This window comes from Cupriavidus sp. 01L415, assembly GCF_056400065.1.
This window is the reverse complement of the sequence record NZ_JBFTSP010000016.1, coordinates 58,993-83,510: the sequence shown is the minus strand read 5'-3', so window position 1 is coordinate 83,510 and position 24,518 is coordinate 58,993. Positions and strand designations below refer to the sequence as shown.

At 63.2% G+C, this 24,518-nt stretch carries 18 protein-coding genes and 1 pseudogene; 4 read left to right on the top strand and 15 right to left on the bottom strand.

The window, feature by feature from the left end; genetic code table 11:
• Positions 1-59: 59 nt before the first annotated feature.
• Positions 60-2,045, bottom strand: a complete 1,986-nt coding sequence (locus tag AC1DOX_RS20935; protein WP_441620352.1) for a diguanylate cyclase domain-containing protein — start codon at positions 2,043-2,045, stop codon at positions 60-62.
• 403 nt (positions 2,046-2,448) lie between these two features.
• Here AC1DOX_RS20935 and AC1DOX_RS20930 point away from each other — a divergent pair, with 403 nt between their 5' ends.
• Complete coding sequence (locus AC1DOX_RS20930) at positions 2,449-5,304, top strand: bifunctional diguanylate cyclase/phosphodiesterase (protein ID WP_441620350.1); 2,856 nt, start codon at positions 2,449-2,451, stop codon at positions 5,302-5,304.
• Between the two features lie 164 nt (positions 5,305-5,468).
• Positions 5,469-5,633, top strand: a complete 165-nt coding sequence (locus tag AC1DOX_RS20925) for a hypothetical protein (protein ID WP_176861021.1) — start codon at positions 5,469-5,471, stop codon at positions 5,631-5,633.
• An 84-nt stretch (positions 5,634-5,717) separates the two neighbouring features.
• Here AC1DOX_RS20925 and AC1DOX_RS20920 read toward each other — a convergent pair whose 3' ends face one another.
• Entirely contained in the window at positions 5,718-6,050 is a 333-nt protein-coding gene (locus tag AC1DOX_RS20920; RefSeq protein ID WP_092139476.1) for a PadR family transcriptional regulator, read from the bottom strand.
• A gap of 549 nt (positions 6,051-6,599) precedes the next feature.
• Between AC1DOX_RS20920 and AC1DOX_RS20915 the strand changes: the two genes are divergently transcribed.
• Positions 6,600-7,511, top strand: coding sequence for a DMT family transporter (locus AC1DOX_RS20915; protein ID WP_092139478.1), 912 nt, complete (start codon positions 6,600-6,602; stop codon positions 7,509-7,511).
• A gap of 11 nt (positions 7,512-7,522) precedes the next feature.
• On the opposite strand, the gene AC1DOX_RS20910 is transcribed toward AC1DOX_RS20915, so the two are convergent.
• From AC1DOX_RS20910 to wecB, 12 genes are all read right to left on the bottom strand, one after another.
• Positions 7,523-7,897, bottom strand: coding sequence for a hypothetical protein (locus AC1DOX_RS20910; protein ID WP_441620347.1), 375 nt, complete (start codon positions 7,895-7,897; stop codon positions 7,523-7,525).
• Positions 7,898-8,021: 124 nt separating this feature from the next.
• Positions 8,022-8,471 carry a ferric iron uptake transcriptional regulator gene (gene fur, locus AC1DOX_RS20905; RefSeq protein ID WP_092139482.1) on the bottom strand — a complete coding sequence of 150 codons (450 nt, stop codon included), beginning with the start codon at positions 8,469-8,471 and terminating at the stop codon, positions 8,022-8,024.
• An 832-nt stretch (positions 8,472-9,303) separates the two neighbouring features.
• Positions 9,304-10,455 carry a hypothetical protein gene (locus AC1DOX_RS20900; protein WP_441620345.1) on the bottom strand — a complete coding sequence of 384 codons (1,152 nt, stop codon included), beginning with the start codon at positions 10,453-10,455 and terminating at the stop codon, positions 9,304-9,306.
• Between the two features lie 1,168 nt (positions 10,456-11,623).
• Positions 11,624-13,462 (bottom strand): glutamine--fructose-6-phosphate transaminase (isomerizing), encoded by a 1,839-nt coding sequence (gene glmS / locus AC1DOX_RS20895; protein ID WP_441620393.1) that lies wholly within the window; start codon positions 13,460-13,462, stop codon positions 11,624-11,626.
• Between the two features lie 151 nt (positions 13,463-13,613).
• On the bottom strand, positions 13,614-14,423 hold the full coding sequence (locus AC1DOX_RS20890) for a hypothetical protein (protein ID WP_441620343.1): 810 nt from the start codon (positions 14,421-14,423) through the stop codon (positions 13,614-13,616).
• A gap of 2 nt (positions 14,424-14,425) precedes the next feature.
• Positions 14,426-15,265: a YaiO family outer membrane beta-barrel protein gene (locus AC1DOX_RS20885; protein WP_441620341.1), complete on the bottom strand. Its 840-nt coding sequence runs from the start codon at positions 15,263-15,265 to the stop codon at positions 14,426-14,428.
• Between the two features lie 151 nt (positions 15,266-15,416).
• Positions 15,417-16,421 (bottom strand): hypothetical protein, encoded by a 1,005-nt coding sequence (locus AC1DOX_RS20880; RefSeq protein WP_441620339.1) that lies wholly within the window; start codon positions 16,419-16,421, stop codon positions 15,417-15,419.
• Positions 16,418-17,521 carry a hypothetical protein gene (locus AC1DOX_RS20875; RefSeq protein ID WP_441620337.1) on the bottom strand — a complete coding sequence of 368 codons (1,104 nt, stop codon included), beginning with the start codon at positions 17,519-17,521 and terminating at the stop codon, positions 16,418-16,420. The genes AC1DOX_RS20880 and AC1DOX_RS20875 overlap by 4 nt, the downstream gene beginning before the upstream one ends.
• On the bottom strand, positions 17,518-19,095 hold the full coding sequence (locus AC1DOX_RS20870) for a glycosyltransferase family 2 protein (RefSeq protein ID WP_441620391.1): 1,578 nt from the start codon (positions 19,093-19,095) through the stop codon (positions 17,518-17,520). Before AC1DOX_RS20870 ends, AC1DOX_RS20875 begins: the two co-directional genes overlap by 4 nt.
• Before the next feature lie 66 nt (positions 19,096-19,161).
• Entirely contained in the window at positions 19,162-20,994 is a 1,833-nt protein-coding gene (locus AC1DOX_RS20865; RefSeq protein WP_441620335.1) for a polysaccharide deacetylase family protein, read from the bottom strand.
• A 96-nt stretch (positions 20,995-21,090) separates the two neighbouring features.
• On the bottom strand, positions 21,091-21,426 hold the full coding sequence (locus tag AC1DOX_RS20860; protein WP_441620333.1) for a hypothetical protein: 336 nt from the start codon (positions 21,424-21,426) through the stop codon (positions 21,091-21,093).
• A gap of 79 nt (positions 21,427-21,505) precedes the next feature.
• Positions 21,506-22,690 carry a non-hydrolyzing UDP-N-acetylglucosamine 2-epimerase gene (wecB, locus tag AC1DOX_RS20855; protein WP_441620331.1) on the bottom strand — a complete coding sequence of 395 codons (1,185 nt, stop codon included), beginning with the start codon at positions 22,688-22,690 and terminating at the stop codon, positions 21,506-21,508.
• A gap of 704 nt (positions 22,691-23,394) precedes the next feature.
• On the opposite strand from wecB, the pseudogene AC1DOX_RS20850 reads away from it, so the two are divergent.
• Positions 23,395-23,989, top strand: a pseudogene (locus tag AC1DOX_RS20850) (Crp/Fnr family transcriptional regulator).
• A gap of 202 nt (positions 23,990-24,191) precedes the next feature.
• On the opposite strand, the gene AC1DOX_RS20845 reads toward AC1DOX_RS20850, so the two are convergent.
• On the bottom strand, positions 24,192-24,467 hold the full coding sequence (locus tag AC1DOX_RS20845; RefSeq protein WP_477101494.1) for a hypothetical protein: 276 nt from the start codon (positions 24,465-24,467) through the stop codon (positions 24,192-24,194).
• Between the last annotated feature and the right edge of the window lie 51 nt (positions 24,468-24,518).

The window sequence follows — 24,518 nt, the reverse complement described above, 5'->3', positions numbered from 1 at the left end:
CGGGGGAGACCCGGCAGGCGATGTGAGCAGGCGCTTTCAGCGCCGAAAGTCGACGCCGCTCAGGCTTCCTGCGTCATCAGTTCGGCGGGGCCCATCTCATAGCGGCCTCGGCCGAGTGCCTTGGCGCGGTATAGCAGGACATCGGCCATGCGCATCAGCGCTTCGTCGCTCATCGTGCCGCCCCGGTACAGCGCCACGCCGATGCTGACGTCCACGTCGGCCAGCACGCCGTCGAAGTAGAAGCGACGGCTGACGGATTCCAGGATGGCCTCTGCCACGCGCCCGGCGACGGCGGGGATGCCGATGTCTTCCAGGATCACCGCGAACTCGTCGCCGCCCAGCCGTGCCACGTGGTCCTCGTCGCGTACGCAGCGGCGCAGGCGCAGGGCGAACGCCTGCAGGAGCAGGTCGCCCGTGGCGTGACCGTGTACGTCGTTCACGGCCTTGAAGCGGTCCATGTCGAGATACAGCAGCGCCATCAGACTATTCTCATCGCGGCTGTGGGCCATGGCGGCGTGCAACTGGGTTTCGAACGCGCCGCGATTCTGCAATTGCGTCAGGTGATCGGTCCGGGAAATGCGCGACAGACGCAGGTTCTCCAGCTTGCGCTGGGTGATGTCCTGCACGTGGATATGCACGCCCACCACCTGCTTGCCGTCTTCACTCCATTCGGGGCGATAGGTCATTTCCATCCAGTGGTGCTGCGGGTCTTCATACTCGGCCTCGAAGCTCACCACCGCACCGGCCAGCGCCTGCTGCAAATAGGGGCGCGCCCGGGCATAGCGGGCCTCGCCCAGCACCTCGCGCACGGTCTTGCCGCGAATGTCATCGACGCTCATGCCGAACGCGCGCTCATAGGCGATGTTGTTGAAGACGTAGCGCTCGTCGGTGTCGATGAAGGCCAGCAAGGCCGGCAGCGTATCCGTGACGGCGCGCAACCGCCGTTCGCTGCGCGCCAGCTGGTGGCCGCGCTGGCGCACGTCGCGCATGAGCCGGATGAAGGCGCGGGTCACGTCGCCGATCTCATCGCGTTGCGGGCGCTGCGGCAGCCGCTCGAACGCGTCGGCGTCGCTGGCGCTGGCCCGCACCACCTGGTGCAGGCGCGACAGCGGCGTGAGCAACCGACGCACCGCCAGCCAGATCAGCAAGGCCACCACCCCGAGCGCCAGGCCCGACGCAATGAGAAAACGCCGCTGCATCTGCCGCAGTGGCGCGTAGGCTTCCTGGGCGGGCAATACCGCCACGAGCTCCCAGCCGGTTGTCGACATCAGGTAGCGGGCGATGATGGGGCGCGTCGGCGTCAGGAATTCCAGCGGCGCGGTGTGGTTGTCCATGCCGCAGGTGTCGCCGACGGCCCGGGCCGGCTGGCGCGCCTGCGCGGGGTCGGGGTGCTGCACGTAGACCGGGTTTGCGCCGGCCGAGACCAGACAGTAGAAGCCCGTGCTGCCCAGCCGACTGTGGGCGATCTCCACCAAGAAGTTGGAATTGGACAGATCCAGCCAGCCACCGACCAGCCCCAGGAAGGTGTTGGACGACGACAACACCGGCACGGCCACCAGTGCGCCGATGGCGCCATCGCTGCGGCCGCGGATGGGGGCAGCTACCACGGTGTTGAGGGTGCGCGCCGCCTCGCGGAAGTAGGTGCGGTCGCCGACTTCGATCGGTGTGCCGCCACTGGTCAGGACCGCGCCGGATGCGTCGGTGACCAGCACGGAATTGAATGCGGCCGGCACCGGCACCGTACGCGACACCACCTGCTGGACGCGGGACCGCACGGCCTCGCGCGGCGCCGCGCGGGCGGCTTCCAGCACCTCGCGCACCTGCGGCGCCATGTGGGAAAGCAGCACGATGCGGTCTTCCATCGCCGTGTCGAGCTGGTCGGCGGACAACTTGACGATGGAGTCCTGCTGATTCTGCAGCGCGTCTTCCAGATCGCGATGGGCGTAGTAGAGCGAGCCAAGGACGATGCCGGCGCCGAGCACGGCGGCGAGCACCGTAGTGATGAGCGCGATACGCGCTTTCAGCGAAGGCAACAATGGGGGCATGCGGTGAACGGGGAGGGGCGCGGCAAGGGTACCGACGAGGGTGTCGACAAACGGCCCGTGGGCGCACGACGATCCTGGCGATTCCAGGCTTGCCCCGCCATGCGCGCCCATGCACGCCCAAGGCAGACGCCGAAGTACACGCTACAAGGCATGCTTAACGTAGCATGCTTCACCCGTTCGAGTCAGCCGGGAGAAACAGGGTTTGACAAGCGTGGGCCCATGCGGCAAGTGGCGCCTGCGGCGTATTCGCAAGTGTGTGCCGCGGCACTGTGCGGGCCGAAATCGGCGCGGTATAGTGCGCCCGACACGTCGCGCATCGCGCCACCCGAACGGGAGGGCGCCGCGGCGATGTTGATCGGGCCCGCTGTCCAGGGGCGCGCCACGCATCCGCTACCGTCTGTCCATGAGATTGCTCTCGTTGTCGCCTGCCGTGCTGTCACTGCTGGTCGCCGCAGGCGGCGCCCTGCTGACGGCGGGCGCCTGGCAGCAGGCGGCCCGGCTGGAGCACCAGGTGGCGGCACAGGACGTGGACGCGCTGCTGGGGCGCACGGCCGACGCGCTGCGTGATCGCCTGCAGGAGAATGAACGCCTGTTGCGCGGGGCTGCGGCGTTGATGGCGGCGGATCCGGGTACCACGCGCGCGCAGTGGCGTAGCTATCTCTACTCGGCGCAGCTCGACGAATTGCCGCCGGGCACGCAGTCCGTCGGCTATGCGCCGGTTGTCACACGCCAGCGCCTGGCCGATGTGGTGGCTGCGGCGAAGGCCGATGGCCTGGCGGACTTCGACGTCTACCCTGCCGGAAATCGCCCGCTCTATGCGCCGATCCTCTATGTCGAACCGTTTGGCGGCCGCAACGCGCGGGCTGCCGGCTTCGATCTGCTGAGCGACCCGGCCCGGCGCAGCGCCCTGGAGGCCGCGCGTGACAGCGGCGAGGCCCGGCTTACCCACGGCCTGAATCTCGTCCGCGAGGCGGAAGCGCAGACCCACCAGCGCGGGGCCCTGATCTTCGTGCCGGTGTTCCCCGCCGGCAAGTCGGCTGCCACGCGCGAGGAACGGAGCGCGGCGCTGGCCGGCTATGTCTATGTATCGATGCGACTGGGCGACCTGATGCGCGGGGTGTCCGGCCCCGCGGCGGGCGAGCTGGTGCTGACGCTGTTCGAAGGGCCCACGCACGCGGGTGGCGTGCGGCTGTCTGGCGACGGCACCGAGGGCGAGCGCCGCGATGACGGCCACGCCCCGATGCTGGAGGCCGAACGGCAGATCCAGTTCGGCGGCCAGACCTGGACGCTGCATGCGGCCACGCGGCCAGCTTTCGAAGTCGCGCACACCGGCCAGTACGGCGTGCGCGTGCTGCTGCTGGGCGGGCTGGCCACGATGCTGATGGCCTGGCTGGCCGGATGGCTGGCGCGCGAGCGTCGCGAAGCGCGCCAGCAGGCCGTGCTCGCCGGGCAGGTGCGCCGGGAAGAAAATGCCGGGCTGCGCGCCAGCCTGGCTCGCGCGGAGCAGACGGCCTCCACGGCCAGCTTGCGTTATGCGCGCCTGCTCGACCACGCGCCGTTTTGCGTCATCACGTTCGACGAGGACGGCATCGTCACCGGCATCAATCGCGCCGGCCAGCGCATGCTCTGGTACAGCGAGGCCGAACTGATCGCCCGCATTACCTACGCCAACTTGCACGATCCGGACGAACTGGCCGCGCGCGCCCGCGAACTCTCGCGCGAAATCGGCCATCCCGTGGCAGCGGGGCTGCCCACGCTGATCGCCAAGGCGCAGCTGGGTTTGTCCGATGAGCGCGAATGGACCTATCTGCGGAAGGGCGGATCGCGGCTGCCGGTGGCGTTGACGCTGACGGCGATGACCGAAGGCGGCGTGCTGAACGGCTACCTGGCCATCGCGCACGACCTGACCGAGCGGCATCGCGTGGACGAATACATCCGCCATCTGGCGCAGCATGATGCGCTGACCGGCCTGCCCAATCGCACGGAACTGCACGCGCGCACCGAGGTGCTGTTGTCTGAAGCGCGCCGCAGCGGCGCGCGTGCGGCCCTGCTGGTGCTGGACCTGGATCACTTCAAGCACATCAATGAGACGCTCGGCCATCCGGTGGGCGATGACGTGTTGCGCACGATCTCGGACCGTATTCGCGGCGCGGTGCGCCCGGGCGATGTGGTCGCGCGCATGGGCGGCGACGAGTTTGCCGTGGTGCTGGGCGGGCTGCGGCAGGACAGCGAGGCCGAACTAGTTGCCGCCAAGATCCTGGCGCGCGTGTCGGAAGAACTTCGGCTCGCCGGCCAGCCGTTGCGCGTGACCCCGTCTCTGGGCATGGCGATGTACCCAGAAGATGGCGACACGCTGACGGAGTTGCTGAAGTCGGCGGATTCCGCGATGTACGCCGCCAAGCAGGGCGGCCGCGCGCAACTGCGCCGCTTTTCCAGCGAGATGGCCGAGGCCTCGCTCACGCGCTTCACCATCGAGGCGCTGCTGCGGCGCGCGCTGGCCGAGCAGGAATTCCGCCTGCGATACCAGCCGATCGTCGACGTGGCGACGCTGGCGGTGGTGGGCGTGGAAGCGCTGATCGCCTGGGCGACGCCCGAGCGCGGCCCGATGCCGCCTTCGGAATTCATCCCCATTGCCGAACAGTGCGGGCTGATCGGCGAATTGGGCGAGTGGACGCTGGCCACCGCCTGCCGCGATATCCAGTCGCTGCGCACCGAATTGCGTCGCGATATCGACGTGGCCGTGAATATCTCGCCGCTGCAGCTGCGCCTGGCGAACTTCCCGGAAACGGTGGCGCGCTGCCTGCAGTCCGCGGGCCTGCCGGCCGGCAGCCTGACCATCGAGGTGACGGAGGGCATCCTGGTGGATGGCGGCGAAACCACCATCGAGACTTTCCGCCGCGTGCGCCAGCTTGGCGTGGGCATGTCCATCGACGACTTCGGCACCGGTTATTCGGGGCTGGGCTACCTGACGCGGCTGCCGATCAGCAAGCTGAAGATCGACAAGTCGTTCGTCGACGATCTGGCCATGCCGGGTCACGACCGCGCGGTGGCCGCGGCGATCATCGCGCTGGGTCATCAGCTGCATCTGCAGGTGGTGGCCGAAGGCGTGGAGTCCATGGCCCAGTTCGAATTTCTGCGTGGCGAAGGCTGCGATGCCGTGCAGGGATTCCTGTTCTGCCAGCCCGTGGGACTGGACGCGCTCAGGCAGATCCTGGTGGGTGGCAAAACCTTCGCCGGCACGGGCGTGCGCGTGGCCTGAAGCCCGTTGCTTTCGGCTCGGCCAACGTCAATTCACACGCCTGCGGCCAGAATCCCGCTCACCTCCACGCTTCGGCGGCGGCCAAAAAGCAAATAATGACTCTCATGGGCTGGCAGACGGCGGATCACGCCTTCGCGTCACGCCGTTAACGAGGAGGGGTCGTCATGGTGGGGAAGATTGTCCGGCATTTGCGTGCCATGCCGGGATACCTGGCGCACCGTGCGCCGGCTGGCGGACACATCGAACGTTTCGAGATGCAGCGGCTGGCCCCGGACCAGCGCCGTCATCTCTGGCTGTCCTTCATCTGCTGCGTGGCCTTGCTCGGCTGAGGCACGCAGAAACGGGTACGCATCGGGCGGAAAAAAACCCGGCGGATCCCTCGGCCGGGTTTTGCATGACGGGTCGCCGCAGCGCTAGGCGTTGCTGGCGGATGTGGGAGAGGTGGCGTTGTCACCGTTCGGGTTGTGCAGCCGGCGGTACAACTCGTCGATGCGCGAGCGGCTGCTGGCCAGCTCTTCGCGGCCCTGCTCGGTCAGCAGGTAGACCCGCCCGATACCGTCGCGCAGGACGCTTTCCAGATAGCCTTCCATCTGCAGCGCGCGCAGCAGGGGTCGTACGGTGCCGATATCTACCTGGAATCCATATTCCATGAGCATTTCTGCAAGCATGGCCACGGTGGCGGGCACCTCCATGGCGAACTGCATGACGTAGACGCGGGCTAGCAAGCCGAGGAACTGTCGTTTCATGTGGCAGGCAACGCAAAACTGGGGCTGGCGGTTGACGCCGGATTGCAACGAACGCGGAACACCCCAACCCCAAGTCGTCCCGCTGTCGCATACGATACGCTTTTCGTGGCGCCAGAAAAAAAGAAGCCGCCAGGAGTTGCCTGGCGGCTTGTCGGGAATGCGTCGGAGGGGTCAATTAACTCTGGCGCAGGGCAGATTTTAAAGGAATCGAATACGCGATGTCACGCCTTGTGGTAACGCCCCCTACATTTGGGGGGTGAGGCTGTAAGGCAACAGAAAGCGCTGGTGCGGCGGAAATGCAACAATCGTGGCTTTTGCACCATATTCGCGCCGAAATCTGTGGTTTTGCCGGTGCCGGCAACGACATTGCCCGGGCAGGAAGAGGTCCGATTCCAGCGCGTGCATCGCCATTTTCCCTGCTGTAATGACAACTGTCCGTGGGCCGACATGGGCTTTGAGATCGATTCGCGGCCCTTCATGTGCTGTTTGTGTCTCAATTAAGCAACGGTTTAATGCCAGTTGGCCGGATCGTTGCATCCTCTACATCCAATGAAACCAGCCGATCTGTTTCGCCTGCTGTTGCTGTCCGCCATCTGGGGCGCCAGCTTCCTGTTTATCCGCATCGGCGCTCCCGTACTGGGGCCGCTCCCGACGGCCTTCTTCCGCGTGCTGATCGGCGCGGTCACCCTGGCTGCGTGCCTGACGATGCTCCGCGTGAAATGGGACATGCAGGGCAAGTGGGGCGCCGTGGTGGCGCTCGGCGTGATCAATTCCGGGATTCCGTTCGTGATGTATGCGGTGGCTGCGCTATGGCTGCCTGCCGGCTACTCCGCCATCTTCAATGCCATGACGCCGCTGATGGGCGTGCTGATCGGGTCATTGTTCTTTGCCGAGAAGCTGACCCGCGCCAAGGCGGCCGGGGTGCTGATCGGGCTGGCAGGCGTGGCGGTGCTGACGCGCACCGGGCCGGTGGTGTTCTCGCACGACGTGCTGATTGGCGCACTGGCGTGTCTGGTGGCGACGTCTTGCTACGGACTGGCGGGCTTCCTGACGCGGCGCTGGATTACTGCCCGCGGCGGGCTGGATAACCGCCTGGTGGCGGGAGGCAGTCTGGTCGGCGCAACGTTGTTCCTGCTGCCGTTCAGCGTGATCGCCCTGCTGCGTGAGAATACGCTGCCGGCCGCGGGCCCCGGTGTCTGGGCAGCCATGCTGGGCCTCGGCATGTTCTGCACGGCGATTGCGTATGTACTCTATTTCCGGCTGATTGCCGATCTGGGGCCGGTGCGCTCCCTGACGGTGACGTTCCTGATCCCGCCGTTCGGGATCGTCTGGGGCTGGATGTTCCTCGGCGAGACGCTGTCGTGGGCCCATGCCGCCGGGATGTTGCTGATCGGCGCGGCGGTCTGGCTGGTGCTGCGGCCCGCCGCCCCGGCTGTGGCGCCTGCGGCGGCGAGGCCGTAGCCCCCGGTCGATCAGCGACGGTAGTCGTCGCGATCGTGGCGATGCCAGGCGTGATACTCGCGACGGTCGTACCAGCGACGGCCGTCCCAGTAGCGGTCGCCGTGCCAGCCGATCACCACAACAGGCGCCGGGGCCACGACGACGGGCGCGGGACGATAGACCGGCTGCGGTGCGACGTACACCGGTGCGGGACGTGGCTCCATATAGACCGGCGCCGGTTGCACATAGACGGGGGCCGGGGGCGGCGGGGCAACATAGACGGGCGCCGGGGCGACGGGCACGCCGAGATTGACGTCGATATCGACACGAGCCAGCGCGGAAGTGGAAGCCGCCAGCGCGGCGGCACCGGCGAGGAAAATCGAGAAGTAGAGCGGGCGCTTGTTCATGGTAGTCACCAGTGGGTGAGATGCTGTACCTCCACTCTACCCATCTGGCGTATTACCATTCGCGCACGTTTGTAACAGAACTTGGCTTATCTGTAAGCGTCGCTCTTATCATTTGCCAGCGTCGTCAGGCGACGTCCGCATCCTGCACTTGGCACGTCGGACACAAGCCATAGAGCACAAGCATGTGCTCCTGCAGCACGAAGTCGTTGCTGGCGGCGACCTGCCGCTGACGCTGCTCGATCCCCTCGTCCCGAAATTCCTCGACCCGCCCGCAACCCATGCAGATCAGGTGATCGTGGTGGCCGCCTTCGTTCAGCTCGAACACCGCGTGATCCGATTCAAACGTGTGCCGCAGCAGGATGTTGGCCTGCACCAGCTGATTGAGTACGCGATAGACGGTGGATAGTCCCGCGTCGACATCCAGTGCCAGCAGGATCCGGTAGACATCTTCCGCGCTCAGGTGACGGCGTTCGCTGTTGCGAAATGCCTCAAGCACGTGCATGCGGGGCGAGGTGGCTTTCAGGCCCGCACGCTTGAGAGGGATGAGATCGGACTTTACGGATGACAAGGACATGCGGAGGCTCGCGCCCGTCGGGGCGCGCTCGGTTAATTCCAGTCAGCAGATCCGCGCGGCGGGGCGAAGCATCGACGCTGTGGCCGAGAGCCCACCGGCGGCGGGCGCGGCGGATATCAGGCGGGAAGCGCCCGCGCCGGACTGCACGGCTCCGTCGCTGGGCGGCGCGCCGTGCCTGGTCGGCGCGCGGAATAAAAAGGTGGCCTGGCTTGTCACTGGATGACGCGATCGGGAAAACGGGGTCTGGATGTTTTCCCGATCATCCTGCAACTGGCTACTACCAAACGCTCCGTGTGTCGGAGCGGTCCCCACAAAAGTCGGTAACAGGCGCGGCTTCGCAATGACTGCATCGAAGCCACACCCTGAAATCTCTTTGCCCGATCCCCGTTTGCATCGCTGGCCGCGAGGGCAGTGGATCTGGCAACCATTCAACTGTCCTGTCCGGGCCGGCCGTGCCGTTCGTCAGACAGTGAAGCCAGTGTAAATGGGAATCGATCTCATTTCAAGAGGTTTTCTTCGCGATTCTGTTTGGACCCTTGTCCTTCACGAAATCCGGGCTCTGCTCCTGCAAGCTTCCCAGCCCGAGCGATCGCAGTGGCAACTCTGTACCGACAATGTGGTGGCTCTGACGCATCGACGACTGTCCAGCATCAGCTGGACCAACCCATTGCGGGACACTCGTCCCGTCAGGGAAGGGATGTCCCGTCCATTCTTGAGGACATCCGTGAAGTTTCCCAAATCCTTTCTCAGGCGGTTGTCGCAGGTGACATGGCGCTGGATAAGTTGCCCAAGCGTTACCAATTGGCAATGTGAGAATGCCCCGCCCGGTTTGCTAGCTTCTCTCTCTAACGCCGGCATTAAGAATACGCTTATAAAAGCCGATTTCGTTGATGATCGCCTTTCCACTATTGGCTCGCAGCAGTGCCATCTGCTGCTGCGCGCGCGCCGTATCGCCTCGTTTCGCCGCGACGTAGCCCAAAAGCATCCATGGATAGCCTGCACCCGGGTCGATCTGGGTGGACCAAGTTGGCGCGTGCGTATTCAGATAGGCATAGCCATTGTCATATCGGCTATGCGTGGTCACAGTATCGGCGGATAAGGGGACTTCATAAAGCTGCGGAAAAACCTGCGTGACCGTGCCAGGATAGAAGTCCGGATTGATAGTATTTGTGGAATCTGCGACAGAAAAAGTTGAGCCATCGGTTCGGCCCTGAATGCCTGCGGCGACCGATATGGCAATCTGGTTGTAATAGCTCGAATCCGCATCGCCCAGCGCTTTGAGTGCATTGGAAAAATCGATCAGACCCCGGTAATTTTCCGTATTGTCCTCCGTGTAAGCGATACTTGACGGAGTAAAGGTGGCGCAATATGTCGGATGGGTCGGTGGCGTGTAGTCTTGTCGGAAAACCGAAATCAAGCCGCTCGGCTTTTGCGGAACGGCCAGATTGGCGTAAGCGATGGATTTAAGGGTCGGCAGGTTGCGCCGAAACCATTCGATGTCGCCAGTCACTCTCATATACTCGGATGCGAGGGACAGGAATGTTGACGCATACGAATCGTTGGAATCTGCGGGGCACTGGATTGGAGAATTCAGATCGCCGCCAAATTTAATGTCGTTGATGGTGTAGTTCGCAGGGCTAACATTCCGGATATACAAATCCATGTAAGTCCGAACCTCATTGGGGCGGTCATTAATGAATGCGAACAGGCCAATATTTGCAAAATACCAATTCAGCCAATTGCTGCCAACGCCAACCTGATAGGCTCCGGAAAAGGGGCCAGCGGTAATTTTCAGGGCATCCAGATTTGCGAGGATATCAAATCCGGGATTTGCCTGTGCAGTCTTAAAGGTTGGGGTAGCGGCAGTGGATTCTGAAGAGTCACCACCTCCGCCACAACCCGCGATCGTCAGCGTAAGAGCAGTCAGGAGAACCAATCCCTTGGGGGGAAGGTCATGCAAAGGGTGTAGAAATTTCACTTCCATACTGGTTTGATTGATTTAAATCTGGATTTCAGAACGAGCACTATTTATTTCCACGCATCGGGGCCCTGCCCATGCGGGCTTTTCGATCGAACTGCGGACCGATTCGACGATAGCGATCGAGCTGCACGAAGCCCGGGGCATCGCGACTTGGTCGTTAAGAGTTGGGGATACGAAGGCTTCGCACGCTGAGCAGCCGGTTCGGTGGTGTTAGCCGTCACGAACCGGAGAAGAGCGCGGGGGCAGCCAAGGCCACCTGGGGTAGCGGTATAGGAGAACTGTTGATTACATAACACCGCGGCTCGATACCCCAAGCGACGCGAAGCGCGCTTGTAGCTCGTCGGAAGGCCCGAATTGTCAGCCGAGGAGGATACCTCATGACTCTGTCCACTCCCGGCTGACCTAGCGATCAGTCCCGAGAACGTCCCGGCATGGGCAATGGTTTCCGCTTGAAGTGCCCACTTGCCGCCCGCCGGGATAAGCGTGCGGTGCTGACTCGTCAGGACGTTGCTCCAGCGCACACTGCTGATCTCGACTTCGATGGAGGTAACAACGAAAAGGCGGATCAAGATCTCGCTTGGCTCATGCAGTCCGGTCGAATTCCGAGAGAGCCTCGGGCTCGCGGCATAAACGAGTCCAAGATTCCTGCCGCACCCCCGGTGGGTCAGGATTCAGTGCAAATCAACACCTCGGTAGACGGAATACTGCTTCTGGGCTGGAAGGAACTGTTCGCCGGCGACCACCACAAGCATGGAGCACGACAAACACGACCGCGCTGCGCAGTAGCGCCATGGCGGGTGAGACCAAACTCCAATAACCGTCAGGCGCATTAGCGTCTAATTTTAGAGATGCGCCGCGTCCCCGAGGATCCAATGCGATTGACTGCGGCGAAATGTAGGGGAGCCGCACGTCGGTTTAAGCGATCAGTGCAGCTTCTTTTTGGTGTAAAGAGATAGGCGAGCGGAGAGCCGTGAGTGCCCCCGCTACGCAGGTTGCGGCTATCTGCTGCACAAAATGCGGAGCAATTGTGAAACTAGTGCTTGGCCATCCCTGAAGTGGCAATGTAGTACGGAGCGCGCACCTGCGATTTAATTCCAACTCCGCTAATGACAAAGGAACTCGGCAGGATTCCCAGACTGGAGCCGCCGACGGCGCGGCTCCGCCGCCCACCTCACTCCACCGTCACCGATTTCGCCAGGTTGCGCGGCTTGTCAACATCAGTTCCGCGGATACAAGCGGTGTGATAAGCCAGAAGCTGCATCGGCACCGCGTGAAGGATCGGTGATAGCGCTCCATAATGCTCAGGCAGACGGATCACGTGTGTACCGTCACTGGAGCCGATACCCGAATCGTTGTCCGCGAACACGTAGAGGCGGCCGCCGCGCGCGCGCACCTCCTGCATGTTCGACTTCAGCTTCTCCAGTAACGCATCGTTAGGTGCCACGGTGACCACCGGCATCGCCTCGGTAACCAACGCGAGCGGGCCGTGCTTCAACTCTCCCGCCGGATAGGCCTCGGCATGGATGTAGGAGATCTCCTTAAGCTTGAGCGCGCCTTCCAGCGCAATCGGGTAGTGCACGCCGCGGCCTAGGAACAGTGCGTTCTCTCGTTTTGCAAAGTCCTCGGCCCAGGCGATAATCTGCGGCTCCAGGGCCAGCACACCGGCCAGCGCGACCGGCAGGCGGCGCAAATTGGCCAAGGCGATAGCCTCCGCTGGCTTGCAGAGCAGCCCGCGCACCTTGGCGAGCACCAGCGTCAGCATGTAAAGCGCGGCGAGCTGCGTCGTGAAGGCCTTGGTCGAGGCCACGCCTATCTCGATGCCGGCGCGCGTCAGGAAGCGCATTTCGGTTTCGCGCACCATTGCGCTCGTCGCCACGTTGCAGACGGCTAGCGTGTACTCGTGGCCCAGTTCCCTGGCGTGGCGCAGCGCGGCCAGCGTGTCGGCGGTCTCGCCGGATTGGGAGATTACGATCACCAGCGCGCTGGGATTGGGAACGGTCTCGCGATAGCGATACTCGCTGGCCACTTCCGCTTGGGTCGGGATTTTCGCGATCGATTCGAGCCAGTACTTGGCGGTGCAGCCCGAGTAGTAGCTGGTGCCGCAGGCCAGGATAAGCACGCTGTCGATCCGCGCGAAGATCTCTGCTGCGCGTTCCCCGAACATTTCCGAGGTGATGACGTCGATGTCATTAATCGTATCGCTCAGCGCGCGCGGCTGCTCGAAAATCTCCTTCTGCATGAAATGACGATACGATCCCAGTTCCACCGCGGCGGCACATGCCTTTACTTCCCGCACCTCGCGCTCGACGGCGCGGTCGCAAGCGTCACGGATCTTCACGCTATTGAGCGTGAGTTCCATTACATCGCCATCTTCCAGGTAGATCACGCGGTTGGCGGTACCGGCGACGGCAAGCGCGTCGGAAGCCAGGAAGGCCTCGTTCTGTCCAAGCGCCACCACCAGTGGCGAGCCCGATCGTGCGCCGACCAGGCGGTCGGGCTGGTCTTTCGAGAAGACCGCGATGGCGTAGGCGCCGTCCAGGCGCTTGGTAATCACGCGCACCGAGGCAAACAGGTCCCCGCGCGTGGTACTGTTCGGGCAGGTATAGGCTTGATGGATCAGGTGGGCCGCCACTTCGGTGTCGGTCTGTGACTCGAAGCTGTAACCAACCGCGCTCAGCTCCTCACGCAAGGTCTCGTAGTTCTCAATAATGCCGTTGTGCACCAGCGCGATGGTCTCACCCGAGATGTGCGGGTGAGCGTTGACGGTGTCGGGCTTGCCATGGGTGGCCCAGCGGGTGTGCGCCACGCCTACCCGCCCGGCCATGCCCGAGGACCGGCTCCGCGCGTCGAGCTCGGACACGCGCGACACGGTGCGGATGCGCTCAAGCGTGCCTTCGCGCACCACGGCCAGACCGCAGGAATCGTAGCCGCGGTATTCCAGCCGACGCAGGCCCTCTACCAGGACCGGGACGATGTCGCGCGAAGAGATCGCGCCTACGATGCCACACATGACTATCACTCCATGCGGCACGAGACACTGGAGTCGATGCCGTCGGGTGCCGGCCGCCACGCACCATCATCGGCGCCTTGATCAGCGCCTACACACGTTTGGGGATCCGCTGCGACTGAGGCCGTCCTGGCAGGGCCAACGTACCAAGGCTCTACAGCGCGCCGCGCTCAACGCGCTTCCAACTCATCGCCCACCCATACAACGCAATACACCCAAACACCAGCATCGTAGGCCCGAACACAAACGACAGCAGCGGCATCATCAACAACGAGCAGGACACCATCAGATATAGGTGCGACGCCAGCTGCATTGGCACCGCGATGACCACGAACACAAGCGTGATCAGCGTCAGAAATATCTTCTTCGGCCACGAGAAATCAAAGATGTAATAGACCAGCGCATGGGCCCAGGGCAGCAGGAACAAGAAGCTGGCGCAGGTCTTCACGCCGTTGTCCACATACCTGCTGGCCGTGTACGGAAAGCTCTGCGGCGCCACCGCGAAGAACAGCAGTGCCGTGCCCTGGATGAACACGGCGAACAGCAGGAAGTACCGTAGCGGCAAGTAGAGGTCCCGTATCCGGAAGGCCATCAGGCAGACGGCGACCGTCGCGATCAGCGTCACGCACCAGGTCAGCACGTCTGGCACTGGCGCAACGACATCGGTGTAGGGCAGGTTGAAGTCGAACCATGCCACCCGCGTCAATTGTTCGATGACGGCGCCATCGATGTCGAGCCTGTCGATCCAGAAGCGCAGCACCCCCGCCCACATCCCGCTGATATGATCGCGCAGCATCCATTCGGCAACATTGAACGCGGCCGGCACCAGCAGTATTCCCATGAGTGTGGGGGCGGACAGGGTCAGATGATCCAGCGAACGATGCCTGGCAAGGCACAGGATGGTCAGGCCAAGAGCGTCGCTCTGGTCGCGTGTGGCTGCGGTGTGTCCAGTAGGGTGCGTCATGGCTAGAACTCCGCGAAGACCCCGATTTCTGCTTGCTTGCGCGTGTAGGACGGGTTGTTGTAATAAATCGCGCGCATGTTTATGCCGTAGCGCTTGGTAATCCATTTGCGCCAGATCAGCGAGACCTCATGGCTGTTGAAGTCGCTCAGCAGGGCCTGCTCGCCGGTGAGCTGGTAGGCTTCGCTGCCGCCGTCGTATTTCAGGGTGATGAACTGGTCCTTGTCGCGCCCGTAGGTAACGGCGACTATGCCGCGATTGGAGCGGACATTGCCAGGATCGCTGCGGTTCAGCCGCGCGCCAAGCTGGACGATCCAGGGGGCGTCGAAATAGTACGTCAGGCCGAGTAGCAAGGTCTTGTCGGTATAGATCTCCTTGGCGCGGTAGTAGGTGAAGCCTACGCTCGCGACCAGGTTTTTCTTTTCGAGCAGTTTGCGGAACAGCAAGCCGTCGGCCCGGAACTCGGGCAGGAAGAAGCCGCCCGCGCTGGTGCCGGCGCTCAGGAAGCCGTACCAGTTCTCGTCGAAGGTGCGCGTGTAGCCCAGGCCGAAGAATGTGCCCTGGTCGCCAAAGTGGCTCTGGTGGCTGATTTCGCCGGTCACGTAGTCCTTCGGGGTGACGTTGACCCCGCCTCGCAAGTACTGGTCGTTCCAGTTGGCATTGTCGCCGGAGAGGTTGGCGTGGCCAAGTCCGCCTTCAATGAACCCCGTGAGCAGGGGAGCAAACGTCCTGGGCGCGGTGGCTTCTGCCTGGGCGCGGACATCGGTGGCGGCAAGCAGTGCAAGCATGCCCAGAAGGGGCAGGGCATAGGGGCCGTGGGGTCTGGTATCCGGGAGCTTCGCCATGCGAATCCTTCGATCGTGTCGATGTCGCACGGAGGGTCCCGCTCAGGAGCCTCCGGCCCGCAAGCTGCTGTAGAACCATACACTGCTATGCCATGAGCAGTCGATAATGGAAAGGACGGAGAGGGCGCGTTATGCATGAACGTGATGTAAATCAGCGACACCGCATGCCCGGCGAAGGCGGTGCCAGCGCCTGCTCCGGGGTCAAGCGTGCCTCGAATGCCAGGTACAGCGCTTCCTCCAGGACATTCCAGTGTTTGCCATGCCGGAACTGGATGGATCGCATGCGCCAGCATGCAATCGAATCCTTGTCCCCCATCTTGTCGGCCACCAGGGCCACCAGGCCCCAAGGGAAATCGGCTTCGGACATCTGCAGCCACGCCATGCGGTTCTCCTTCATCCACAAGTAGTAGGCCGCCGTATGGGGCCGGCCGGCGGGCCGGATATCGGCCAGGATGGGGAAGATCTGCGCCACGGCATCCGGGTAGAACGCCGACTCGTCGCGTGGCTGGGTGCTGACGAGGTAGCCCTTGCCGGGGCGCCAGAACACACGCAGGATGGCCTTGTCGAGTTCTTCGGCCTTGCGCATCCAGCCGGCGGCGCCTGCGGCGTCTCCCTGGCGCTGGCGATAGTTGCCGGCAGCCTTGAAGGCGCTTGAGACCTCCACGTTGTCCATTAGTAGGGCCACAGGGAGCTTGGCAGAGATCAGGTAGACGCCGGAGTTTGGGTCGCGCAGTGTGTCCAATTGCCGGCTGGCCTTGTCGAAGCTGGCCTTCCACGCGGGAGGCATGCCCTTAGGCGGCGCGGAGCGGACCAGCAGCTCCATCCAGGCCGCCATCAGCGCGTCGTCGGCGTCAGCCTCCTGGCAGGAGACAAAGCGCTGGCCCTTCATGCAGTAGCGGTCGAAGCGGCCGTCCGCGTGCTGGCGCGCAAGCAGCCATGCGATCCAGCTGGTTGCGGCGGTACTCGTGGTCATGCCCGCATCCTGCGCGGCCAGCAGTGCCTTTGCTGCAAAGTAGGGATCGATCGAGTCGCCATTGAAGTAGGTCGTGATGGCCCCGTCGGGACGCTGGTAGTCGGTCAGCACAAGCTCGGCAGCGCCCGCCGGCTGGGGGACGTAGGTGACAATCACGAGGAGCAGCGTGAGCAAGATTTTCATGGTATGCAAGGGACTTGTGCGTGGGTCACATGGCCATCGGACACGACCCTTCCTTCCTCCGGGGCGCATGCCGCGCCATAGACCACCGTGCCGGCGCAAACGTGAAGCACCGGCGCCACCAGGGTAGTGCATTTGTCCGCCGCGCCGATCGTACAGCGCGCCCCGACGTCGATCTCGCGCTCGGCAGCCACCGGCCCCGCGATGACGCATTCGCGGGCCACGGACATGGCGCCCGCGGCAATCAGCGCCCCATCGATTCGCACCCGTGCGCCCAGCCAGATGCTGCCGCTTGCCTTGACGCTGCCGATAATGCGTGCCCCAGTGCCGATCCACAAGTCGCCATGCACGACAAGGTCGCCGCGGTACAGGGTGTGGGCGGGATATGTCAGATCGTGCGTGACCACCCAGCGACCGTCGGCGGCTTCGCTCGGAGCGATGACCGCATGGGCCCAGTCTCCCCCGGGCGGTGCGGTGGCGTCCATGTCGGGTGGCGCACCAAGGTGACGCGGACCGAACCTGATCACCGGGGCGCTGACCGAGGTGAACTCACACTCGTCTTCCAGGCGGATGGCGTACAGGGCTGAAGCCGGTCCGCGCAAGCGGCCCTGTGGCTCGACGTGGATAGTGCGCGCGTGCGCCCACCGCTGAAGTTCGCTGCCGCTGCGCATCAGGATTTCGCCTTCCGACAGCAGCACCTGCATGCGATTGCGCCGGCCCGTGGAGATACCGCGCCGGCCGTAGATGGACCCGGAAAACGTGTGGCTGTCCGGAAGCACCAACGATCCGCTGGTGACGATGGTGCGCGCGCAGACGCCCATGAACGCCTCGGCCGCTCGCGGCACGAACGTGCCCGTCACGTGGACAACGGGCCCCAGGTTGCTGACCGGGTGCGCCAAGCCACGCTGGCCACAGCCCTCGTCCCGCCGCTCGATCATCGCCCGAAAGCTCGCGGCCACGGCCTTAACGTCCAGCGTGTGTTCGCCATCGATCGCCAGTGGGCGGATGTCGCGCCGGCGCCGCCACTCAAGCACTGACGGCAGCAGCGGCAGCGCGAAGACCAGCATGGTGAGAGTGCCTAGCAGCAAGGGCCACACGCTCATTTCCCCTGTCGATAACGCGTTGTCTTGTCCCACCGCAGTTCGCGGCGGAGCAGATGATCGAAGACGACCTGGCTGAAGATGGCGCGCGACACGGCCAGCATGCTGACAAGGAAGCCGAAGTAATTCATTGGCAGCAGGCGGATGCGTTCGCGGGTGCCGTCCAGGTGTACGGCGGCCGCGATCTCGAAGAACGCGGCGAAGTTCCCGAGCGTCCCGTAAGACATCAGCGCGAACAGGATCACGGCTTCACCAAACAGCGGCAGGCCACCGGCATAGAACAGCAGGATTGCCAGCATCCAGCCGAACAGCATCAGCGGCGCCATCATGTAGATGCCGAGCAGTGCCACACCGTCGATCTTCTCCAACAGCCCGTGGTGCCGGCACGCTGCCATCTTCCAGCCGTGGCGATAGAGCGCCTGGTTGTGGCCCTTGGTCCAGCGCATGATCTGCCGCACCCGTACGGGCCAGGTTTCGGGCACCTCTTCATAGCACTCCGACCAGTTCTGGTAGATCGTCTTCCAGTCGGCCAGCAGCAGCCGGTAGGTCAGGTCGGTGTCTTCGGCCAGCACATCGTCGTGCCAGCCGCCAGCGCAGCGCAGCGCCCGCATCCTAATGCCGCCGACGGTGCCGCCATACTGCGGCACCAGGTTCAGGTTCATGCGAGCCTGCTGGTCCACCTGGTAGCCACCGGAGCGTTCGAGGTCGAGCAGCCGCGTCAGCAGGTTGCTACCCAGGTTCATCGGCACCACGCGGCCCATGGTCGCGCCGACCTCGGGATCGAAGAAGGGGGCCACCAGTTGCTTGAGCAGGCCGACCGGTGGCAGGTAGTCGGCATCGAAGACGACAACGATGTCGCTGGCGATGGAATCGCTCGCATCCTTGAGCGCGGCGGCCTTGCCGGGCTTGCCGCCGGTGCGGTGGAACGGGGTGATGCGCCCCGGATACCGCTGCACGAAATCGTCGATGATCTCGCGCGTGTGGTCGCTCGAGCGGTCGTTGACAGGCATGATGGTAAGGCGGTCGACGGGATAGTCCGCGTGTAGGAGGCACGTCAGCGAACCGGCGATCACCGCCTCTTCGTTGTGCGCCGCGATCAGGACGGTCAGGGTGGGCCAGTCTGCGATGTCGATGTCCAGGTAAGGGTGGCGTTGCCGTCCGAACAGCCGGTTTAGCGTGAACAGGTAGTGGCGAATGGCATAGAAAATCACCAGACCGACAATCAACAACAACATGACCGTCATCGGCGGCACGATCACCTTCACATCTTCGTGCAGGGGCGCCGCCAGCGGCGCAGGCTTGCGCCAGGGGCGCGGGCGCAGCGCCGGCTCAGGCCGGCCATCGCCTTCCAGTGTGTCCGGCGTTGCCATCGCAACATCCATTGCGGTGCTGCCGGGCTCGGCCGCAGCAAGCTTCACGGATTTTGGCAGCGGTTTGGGGGCGGCTTCCGGGGCCAAGGCTCCGCGGGCGAAGGCCTCTCCCCTCACAGGAGTTTCCGTGGCCTTCGTTTCGGGCGCGGACATGCTGAAGACCAGCAGCCCGCTCAGCGTGAGGAATAGGCGATACGCCAGGCGCATGCTCAATGATCTCCTATGTCTTTCATCATGGAGTCTGGCCGTGCTCCCCCAGCCAGCCCCTGCGCCTCAACGCTTGCCGGCTGCGAATGCCAGCGAGGTGCCTCCTTGCGATGTCACGATCCAGTTGGCCGAATCCCATGTCACCGTGGCGAGTCCCTGCGTAACTACCGGCTGGGCATATCCGGAGCGCGGCAGGACCCAGGCCATGTCGGTCAGGTCGGTCGGGTGGCTGGCCTGGAACGACCATGCGTTGCCCGTATCGGTGGCCTGCCAGGTGGTCTGATCCCGGCGCTGGCTGAACTGCGCCAGCGTATCCATCGTGTACCAGTTGAACTGCCCGCTTGCCTTGAGGTTTGCGGCCTTGTTGAACAGGGCGTTCAGAACCGTTGGGTAATCGACTGCGCCAAGTGGATGCATGTAGATCAGCCGGCCGGTGCGGTTCTTCACCACGAAGTCGATCAGTTGCCGGTACCAGGCGATGATATCGGCCGCGGGAACGTTGAACTCATCGAACTCTTCGAACGTCGCATACTGGCCGAATGGCATCACCGGAAAGGCGCGGATGGTGTTGTTCGACAGCACGCCATTGCGATAGCTACGCGTCGGCGCCATTCCCGTATGGCCGAGGAAGTAGTAACCGTCGTTGCCGTTGCTTTCCAGCCAGTTGACCGACCATTGCGGCGTATTGCCTTCCGGCGCTGCGTATTCGACGGCCGGCTGCGCGGTGACACCTTCGACGCTTTGCTTGTTCAGCACCAGGTACTGCTCAAAGGTGGCCTGATTGGACTCGCTGGCATTGGCGCCCCAGTAATCGTGGATCCAGCCGCCATGACTGCCGACTCTGTGCCCCTTGGACAGCAGGTACTGCACAACTTGCTGGGCCGCTGTATTCCCCGACAGGTTGATGCCCTTGCCGTCGCCGAAGGAGATCTGGTCTGGTCCCGCGGTGATGGAAACGGAGAACGGGCCATTGCTGAAGGTGCCCCAGCCCTTGAGCGTGTTCGCGGGCGCAATCTGGTCGCCGGCGCAGAAGTGCCAGTTCAGCACCAGCCCTCCACGCGCCTTCGGCTGTGCGGAGAGCCGCGCCATCTTCATCAGGTTGCCGCCGAAGTAGCGCAGAAAGCCATGCATCGGCATGCCGTCCGTCTGGCCTTTCAGGTACGACAGCGGCAGGTTGACGAATAACACCCGGCCGGAGCCGAAATTGCGCAGCCCCGCCACCAGCCCGAAGTTCGGGGAGGTAATCAGGGCGCTGCCCGAATAGGTTCCCTGTGTCACGAAGCTCGGATAGATCAGGAAGCCATAGACATAGCCGGAGATGCCTTCCACGGGGTCAGCGGTCGACGCGTCCCACACCATGGACTTGCCCGGTGGCACCTGTAGGGTCCTGAGCGTGGAGCCCAGCGCGGTGATGGGTCCCACACCGATCATGTTGCCGCCCAGTTGGTCATAGAGCACGTAGTCGACGCCGGCAAGGTTGCTGAGCCGGCTCTTGGGCTGCGCATAGAACCCCGTGGTGGTCAGTGCGCCGAAGTCATACACCAGCATCAGTTGCCCACCATTGTTCGCATACGTCTCGAGCGCTGTGATCAGCGCATCGCTGGCGTTCGCATGGACCTGGTCTGGCAGGATCACGCCGGGAAACTGTGCCGGAGTTGTGCCCTGCTGGAACTGCGTGTCGTTGATGACGGTGATCTTCAGGCCTTCTTCCTGTGCGGCGTCCAGCCAGGCCGAGACGCGAGGATCGGGAAGGGCAAGGCTGTCGGGCACCAGCAGCGCGATCTGGTTGGTGGCGGCGTGCGTGACCGGCAAAGTGATGGCCAGCGCGAAGAGCACAAGGAGCGCCTGTAGCGCCAACAGGCTCGTTCGCCGCAGGAGTGATTGGAGCTTGTTGGACATAGTCTTCTCCCAACACGATGAATGTCAAACTGCGCTCGCGGGAAAAACCGCCGCGACGCGTGAACGCACGTAAGCGTGCATGGGCTTGAACGAGCGTCAGTCCGGTTCGGCCGCCGGTGCCGGTGCGAGCGTGTACGTCCCCGCCTTCACTTTGGGTCCGGCTTTGACCTTTTTCGGCTTCTTGCTCTTGATCTTGTCCACTTTCGCTTTGTTCTTGCCCTTGTCGTCGGCCTCATACACAAAGTCGAGTTGGACGCTATGGTCATAGCCCGCCAACCCCCCGGGATCCGCGGGACTCGCGGGGAGATAGAGCGGGGCACCCGCCACCGCCGCTGCCGCTTCCCCGGTCAATGCGGCACCAGTGGGCGCCGACGCCAGGGCGCCTGCGACAGCAACCGCGGTTGCCATTGCTGCAATACGTGAGAGCTTCATTGCTTTTTGCTCCTGCTTGATAAGCGGCCAGACTGACGCGCAGTCGCTGAGCCGCTGATTTCGCTTGTCTGGTCCTGCACTACAGACTGACGACGCCGGCATCGGCCGACTCATCGCCGCACTCCCCATACGTGCCCGGGCGCGCCCCCTGCAGGGCAATGACAATGCGCTCGCTCGCGCGGCCGTCGCCGAACGGGTTGTGGGCGCACGACATGCAGGCGTACTCCTCGGGGTCGTTCAGCAACTGCTCCGCCGCCGCGATGAGGCGTTCCGGGTCGGTACCCACCAGCCGCGCGGTACCGGCTGCCACGGCTTCCGGCCGCTCGGTGGTTTCCCGCGTAACCAGGACCGGCTTGCCCAGGGCCGGCGCCTCCTCCTGGATGCCGCCGGAATCGGTGACGATCAGGTAGGCGCGCGACATCAGGAACACAAAGGGCAAGTAGTCCTGGGGCGCGATCAGGTGGATGTTCGGGTGTCCGCTCAGGATTGCCTGCACCGGATCCTGCACTTGCGGGTTGAGATGCACCGGGTAGACGATCTGGATATCCGGATTGCGGTCCGCCAGCGCGCGCAGCGCGGTGAACAGGCGCTCGAATGGGGTACCGAAGTTCTCGCGCCGGTGGCCGGTCACCAGCACCATCCTGCGCGACTCGTCCAGGAACGGATACTGGGCGCTCAGTTGGCACCGCATCTGCGCATCCCCGTCCATCCGGGCCTTTACCCGTATAAGGGCATCGATGCCAGTGTTGCCCGTCACGCTGATGCGGCTCGGAGCGACGCCCTCGCGCAGCAACGCTTCCTTTGCCTGCTGAGTTGGCGCGAAATGCCAGGACGCCATCATGTCGGTCACGCGCCGGTTCATTTCTTCGGGCCAGGGGGCGCTGAGGTTGCCGGTCCGCAGTCCCGCTTCGACGTGGCCGATGGCGACATTGCGATAGAACGCCGCGAGCGTGGCGGCCAGCGTGGTAGTGGTGTCGCCGTGCACCAGCATGGCATCCGGCAGGAACCGGTCCAGCACTGAGTGAACGCCCGAAAGCACACGCGTAGTAATGTCCGACAGGCTCTGCCCGTGACTGATGACGTTCAGGTCGAAGTCCGGGACGATCGCGAAGAGCCGCAGTACCTGGTCGAGCATCTGCCGGTGCTGGCCGGTGACGCAGACCCGCAGGTCAAAATTTGCGGAATCCCTGAGCTGATGGATCAGCGGTGCCATCTTGATGGCTTCAGGACGGGTTCCGAATACAGCCAGCACTTTCTTACGCATATCCGCGCCTCCCCCCCAGTTGCAAAAGGAAAGTTTTGCCGGTGCGTTTGCTGGCGGTTGTTTGCGATCGCTTGTCTATCCTTCCCCCAGGAAGGGCGCCGCAACTCTTATTCAATTAAGCATAGTTTGTGTTCGGCCGAACATAATGAAATAGTAAAAATGTGCGCTATTGCCTATTGCATATTAACTACAGCGTGGTAGCCCGAGCTATCGAGAGGTAGTGCGTTGAACTTATTGCGAATTCTTCCATGGCAGTAAAGGCTGTGACCCCGGGGTGCTATTGCGGTTGCAGGGTGGCGCTCCATGCCCAGGCACGCGCATCGGGATGATCTGCAGAGCACCAACCGCCATCCGATCGGAAAGAGAATCACGCTGTGACCTGTGTGCCGGTTATACATGTAGCCTCCATATTCCCTGCGCACGCGGCGACGTCGGTGTTCAGTACTCACCTTCCACGCACGCTCGCAGGACGGAATCGGCGCAGTCACGATAGGAGCTGGGCGGAGACTTGTCGGTACGCTATCGTGCAGGTTCTGCCTATTTTGCGTATTGGAAGAATTCGTTCAGCCACTTCGTGCCGCACGAATGGCGTTTGCTCCGCCTCCCGTTTGTGCAGCGGTATATATTGGAATGCGATGCTTAGCCGTCATTGATCTGTTTGCGTTTCGCCATCGGAACGCAAGATTGCACGAAGTAAGCGAGATATGCTGCCCTTGGATGTTCCGCAAGGGAATCATCTCTTGTCCGTTCTGCCAGAAGCAGAATGGTCTCGCCTAGCGGCGCAACTTGTGCCCGTTGATCTTCCGCTGGGGCGCGCCATCTATGAGTCCGGCGACCGCCTGTACTATGCTGTTTTCCCCACCACGTCGATCGTGTCGTTGCTCTACGTCATGGAAAACGGCTCGTCGGCCGAGATCGCCATCGTAGGAAATGAAGGCGTCGTCGGAATCGCCATCTTCATGGGTGGAGAAACCATGCCGAGCCGTGCGATCGTGCAGAGTGCGGGAGCAGGCTTCATGCTCGACCGTGCGGCAATGAAAGCGGAATTCAACCGTGGCGGGCCATTCAACGGCTGCTCCTTCGCTATACACAGGCACTGATTACACAGATGGCGCAGACCGCCGTCTGTAACCGGCATCACTCCAGCGCTGAAATTGCAGGAGGCGGGCCTGATTCGTTATCACCACGGGTGTATCGATGTACTGGACCGGGCCTGGCCTGGAAGCTCGCGTGTGCGAGTGCTTCTCGGTCGTCAAGCAGGAGTTCGATCGCCTTCTCCCAGAGTTGCAGGCGATCTGAGGATCCGGGAGCACTATCCCAATTGCGACAAGCGCCCTCGAATCCAGGGTCCTCGCGACCAACTGAAATTCGTCTATCCACAAACGCAGCACGCTGGCGCGTAGCGTACTCAGCACCAACTCAACTGGTTGATACTGAAGCCACCGTACGCGCATGAGGCCGTCTGTCTGGTGCACCTAAGCCACGTATAGACCAGACGTGCTTACATTCCCGACGGCGGAACACCGTCTGTCGGCTGCGAGTCGGCAGATCGCTTCGTCGTCACTGAGGCTTTCTTAAGCACCAAAACGAGCTGATGTTTTCGAAATTCAAGTGCCTGCAGCGCCAGCGACAAATTGTCGAGGTCCCGTGCGGCGAGAAATGAATCTGCGCCCTCCAAGTCCAAACGCGCAACAAATACAGCCTGCGCTTGCAGGCTCGCGCGCACCTCCTTGATGTACCGATCCACTAAGACCACATCTGCGAGGCTGGCACCCATCATTCACTCCTTCGCACCGACCCCAAAGGTCTACATACCGGAAGCCTAGTT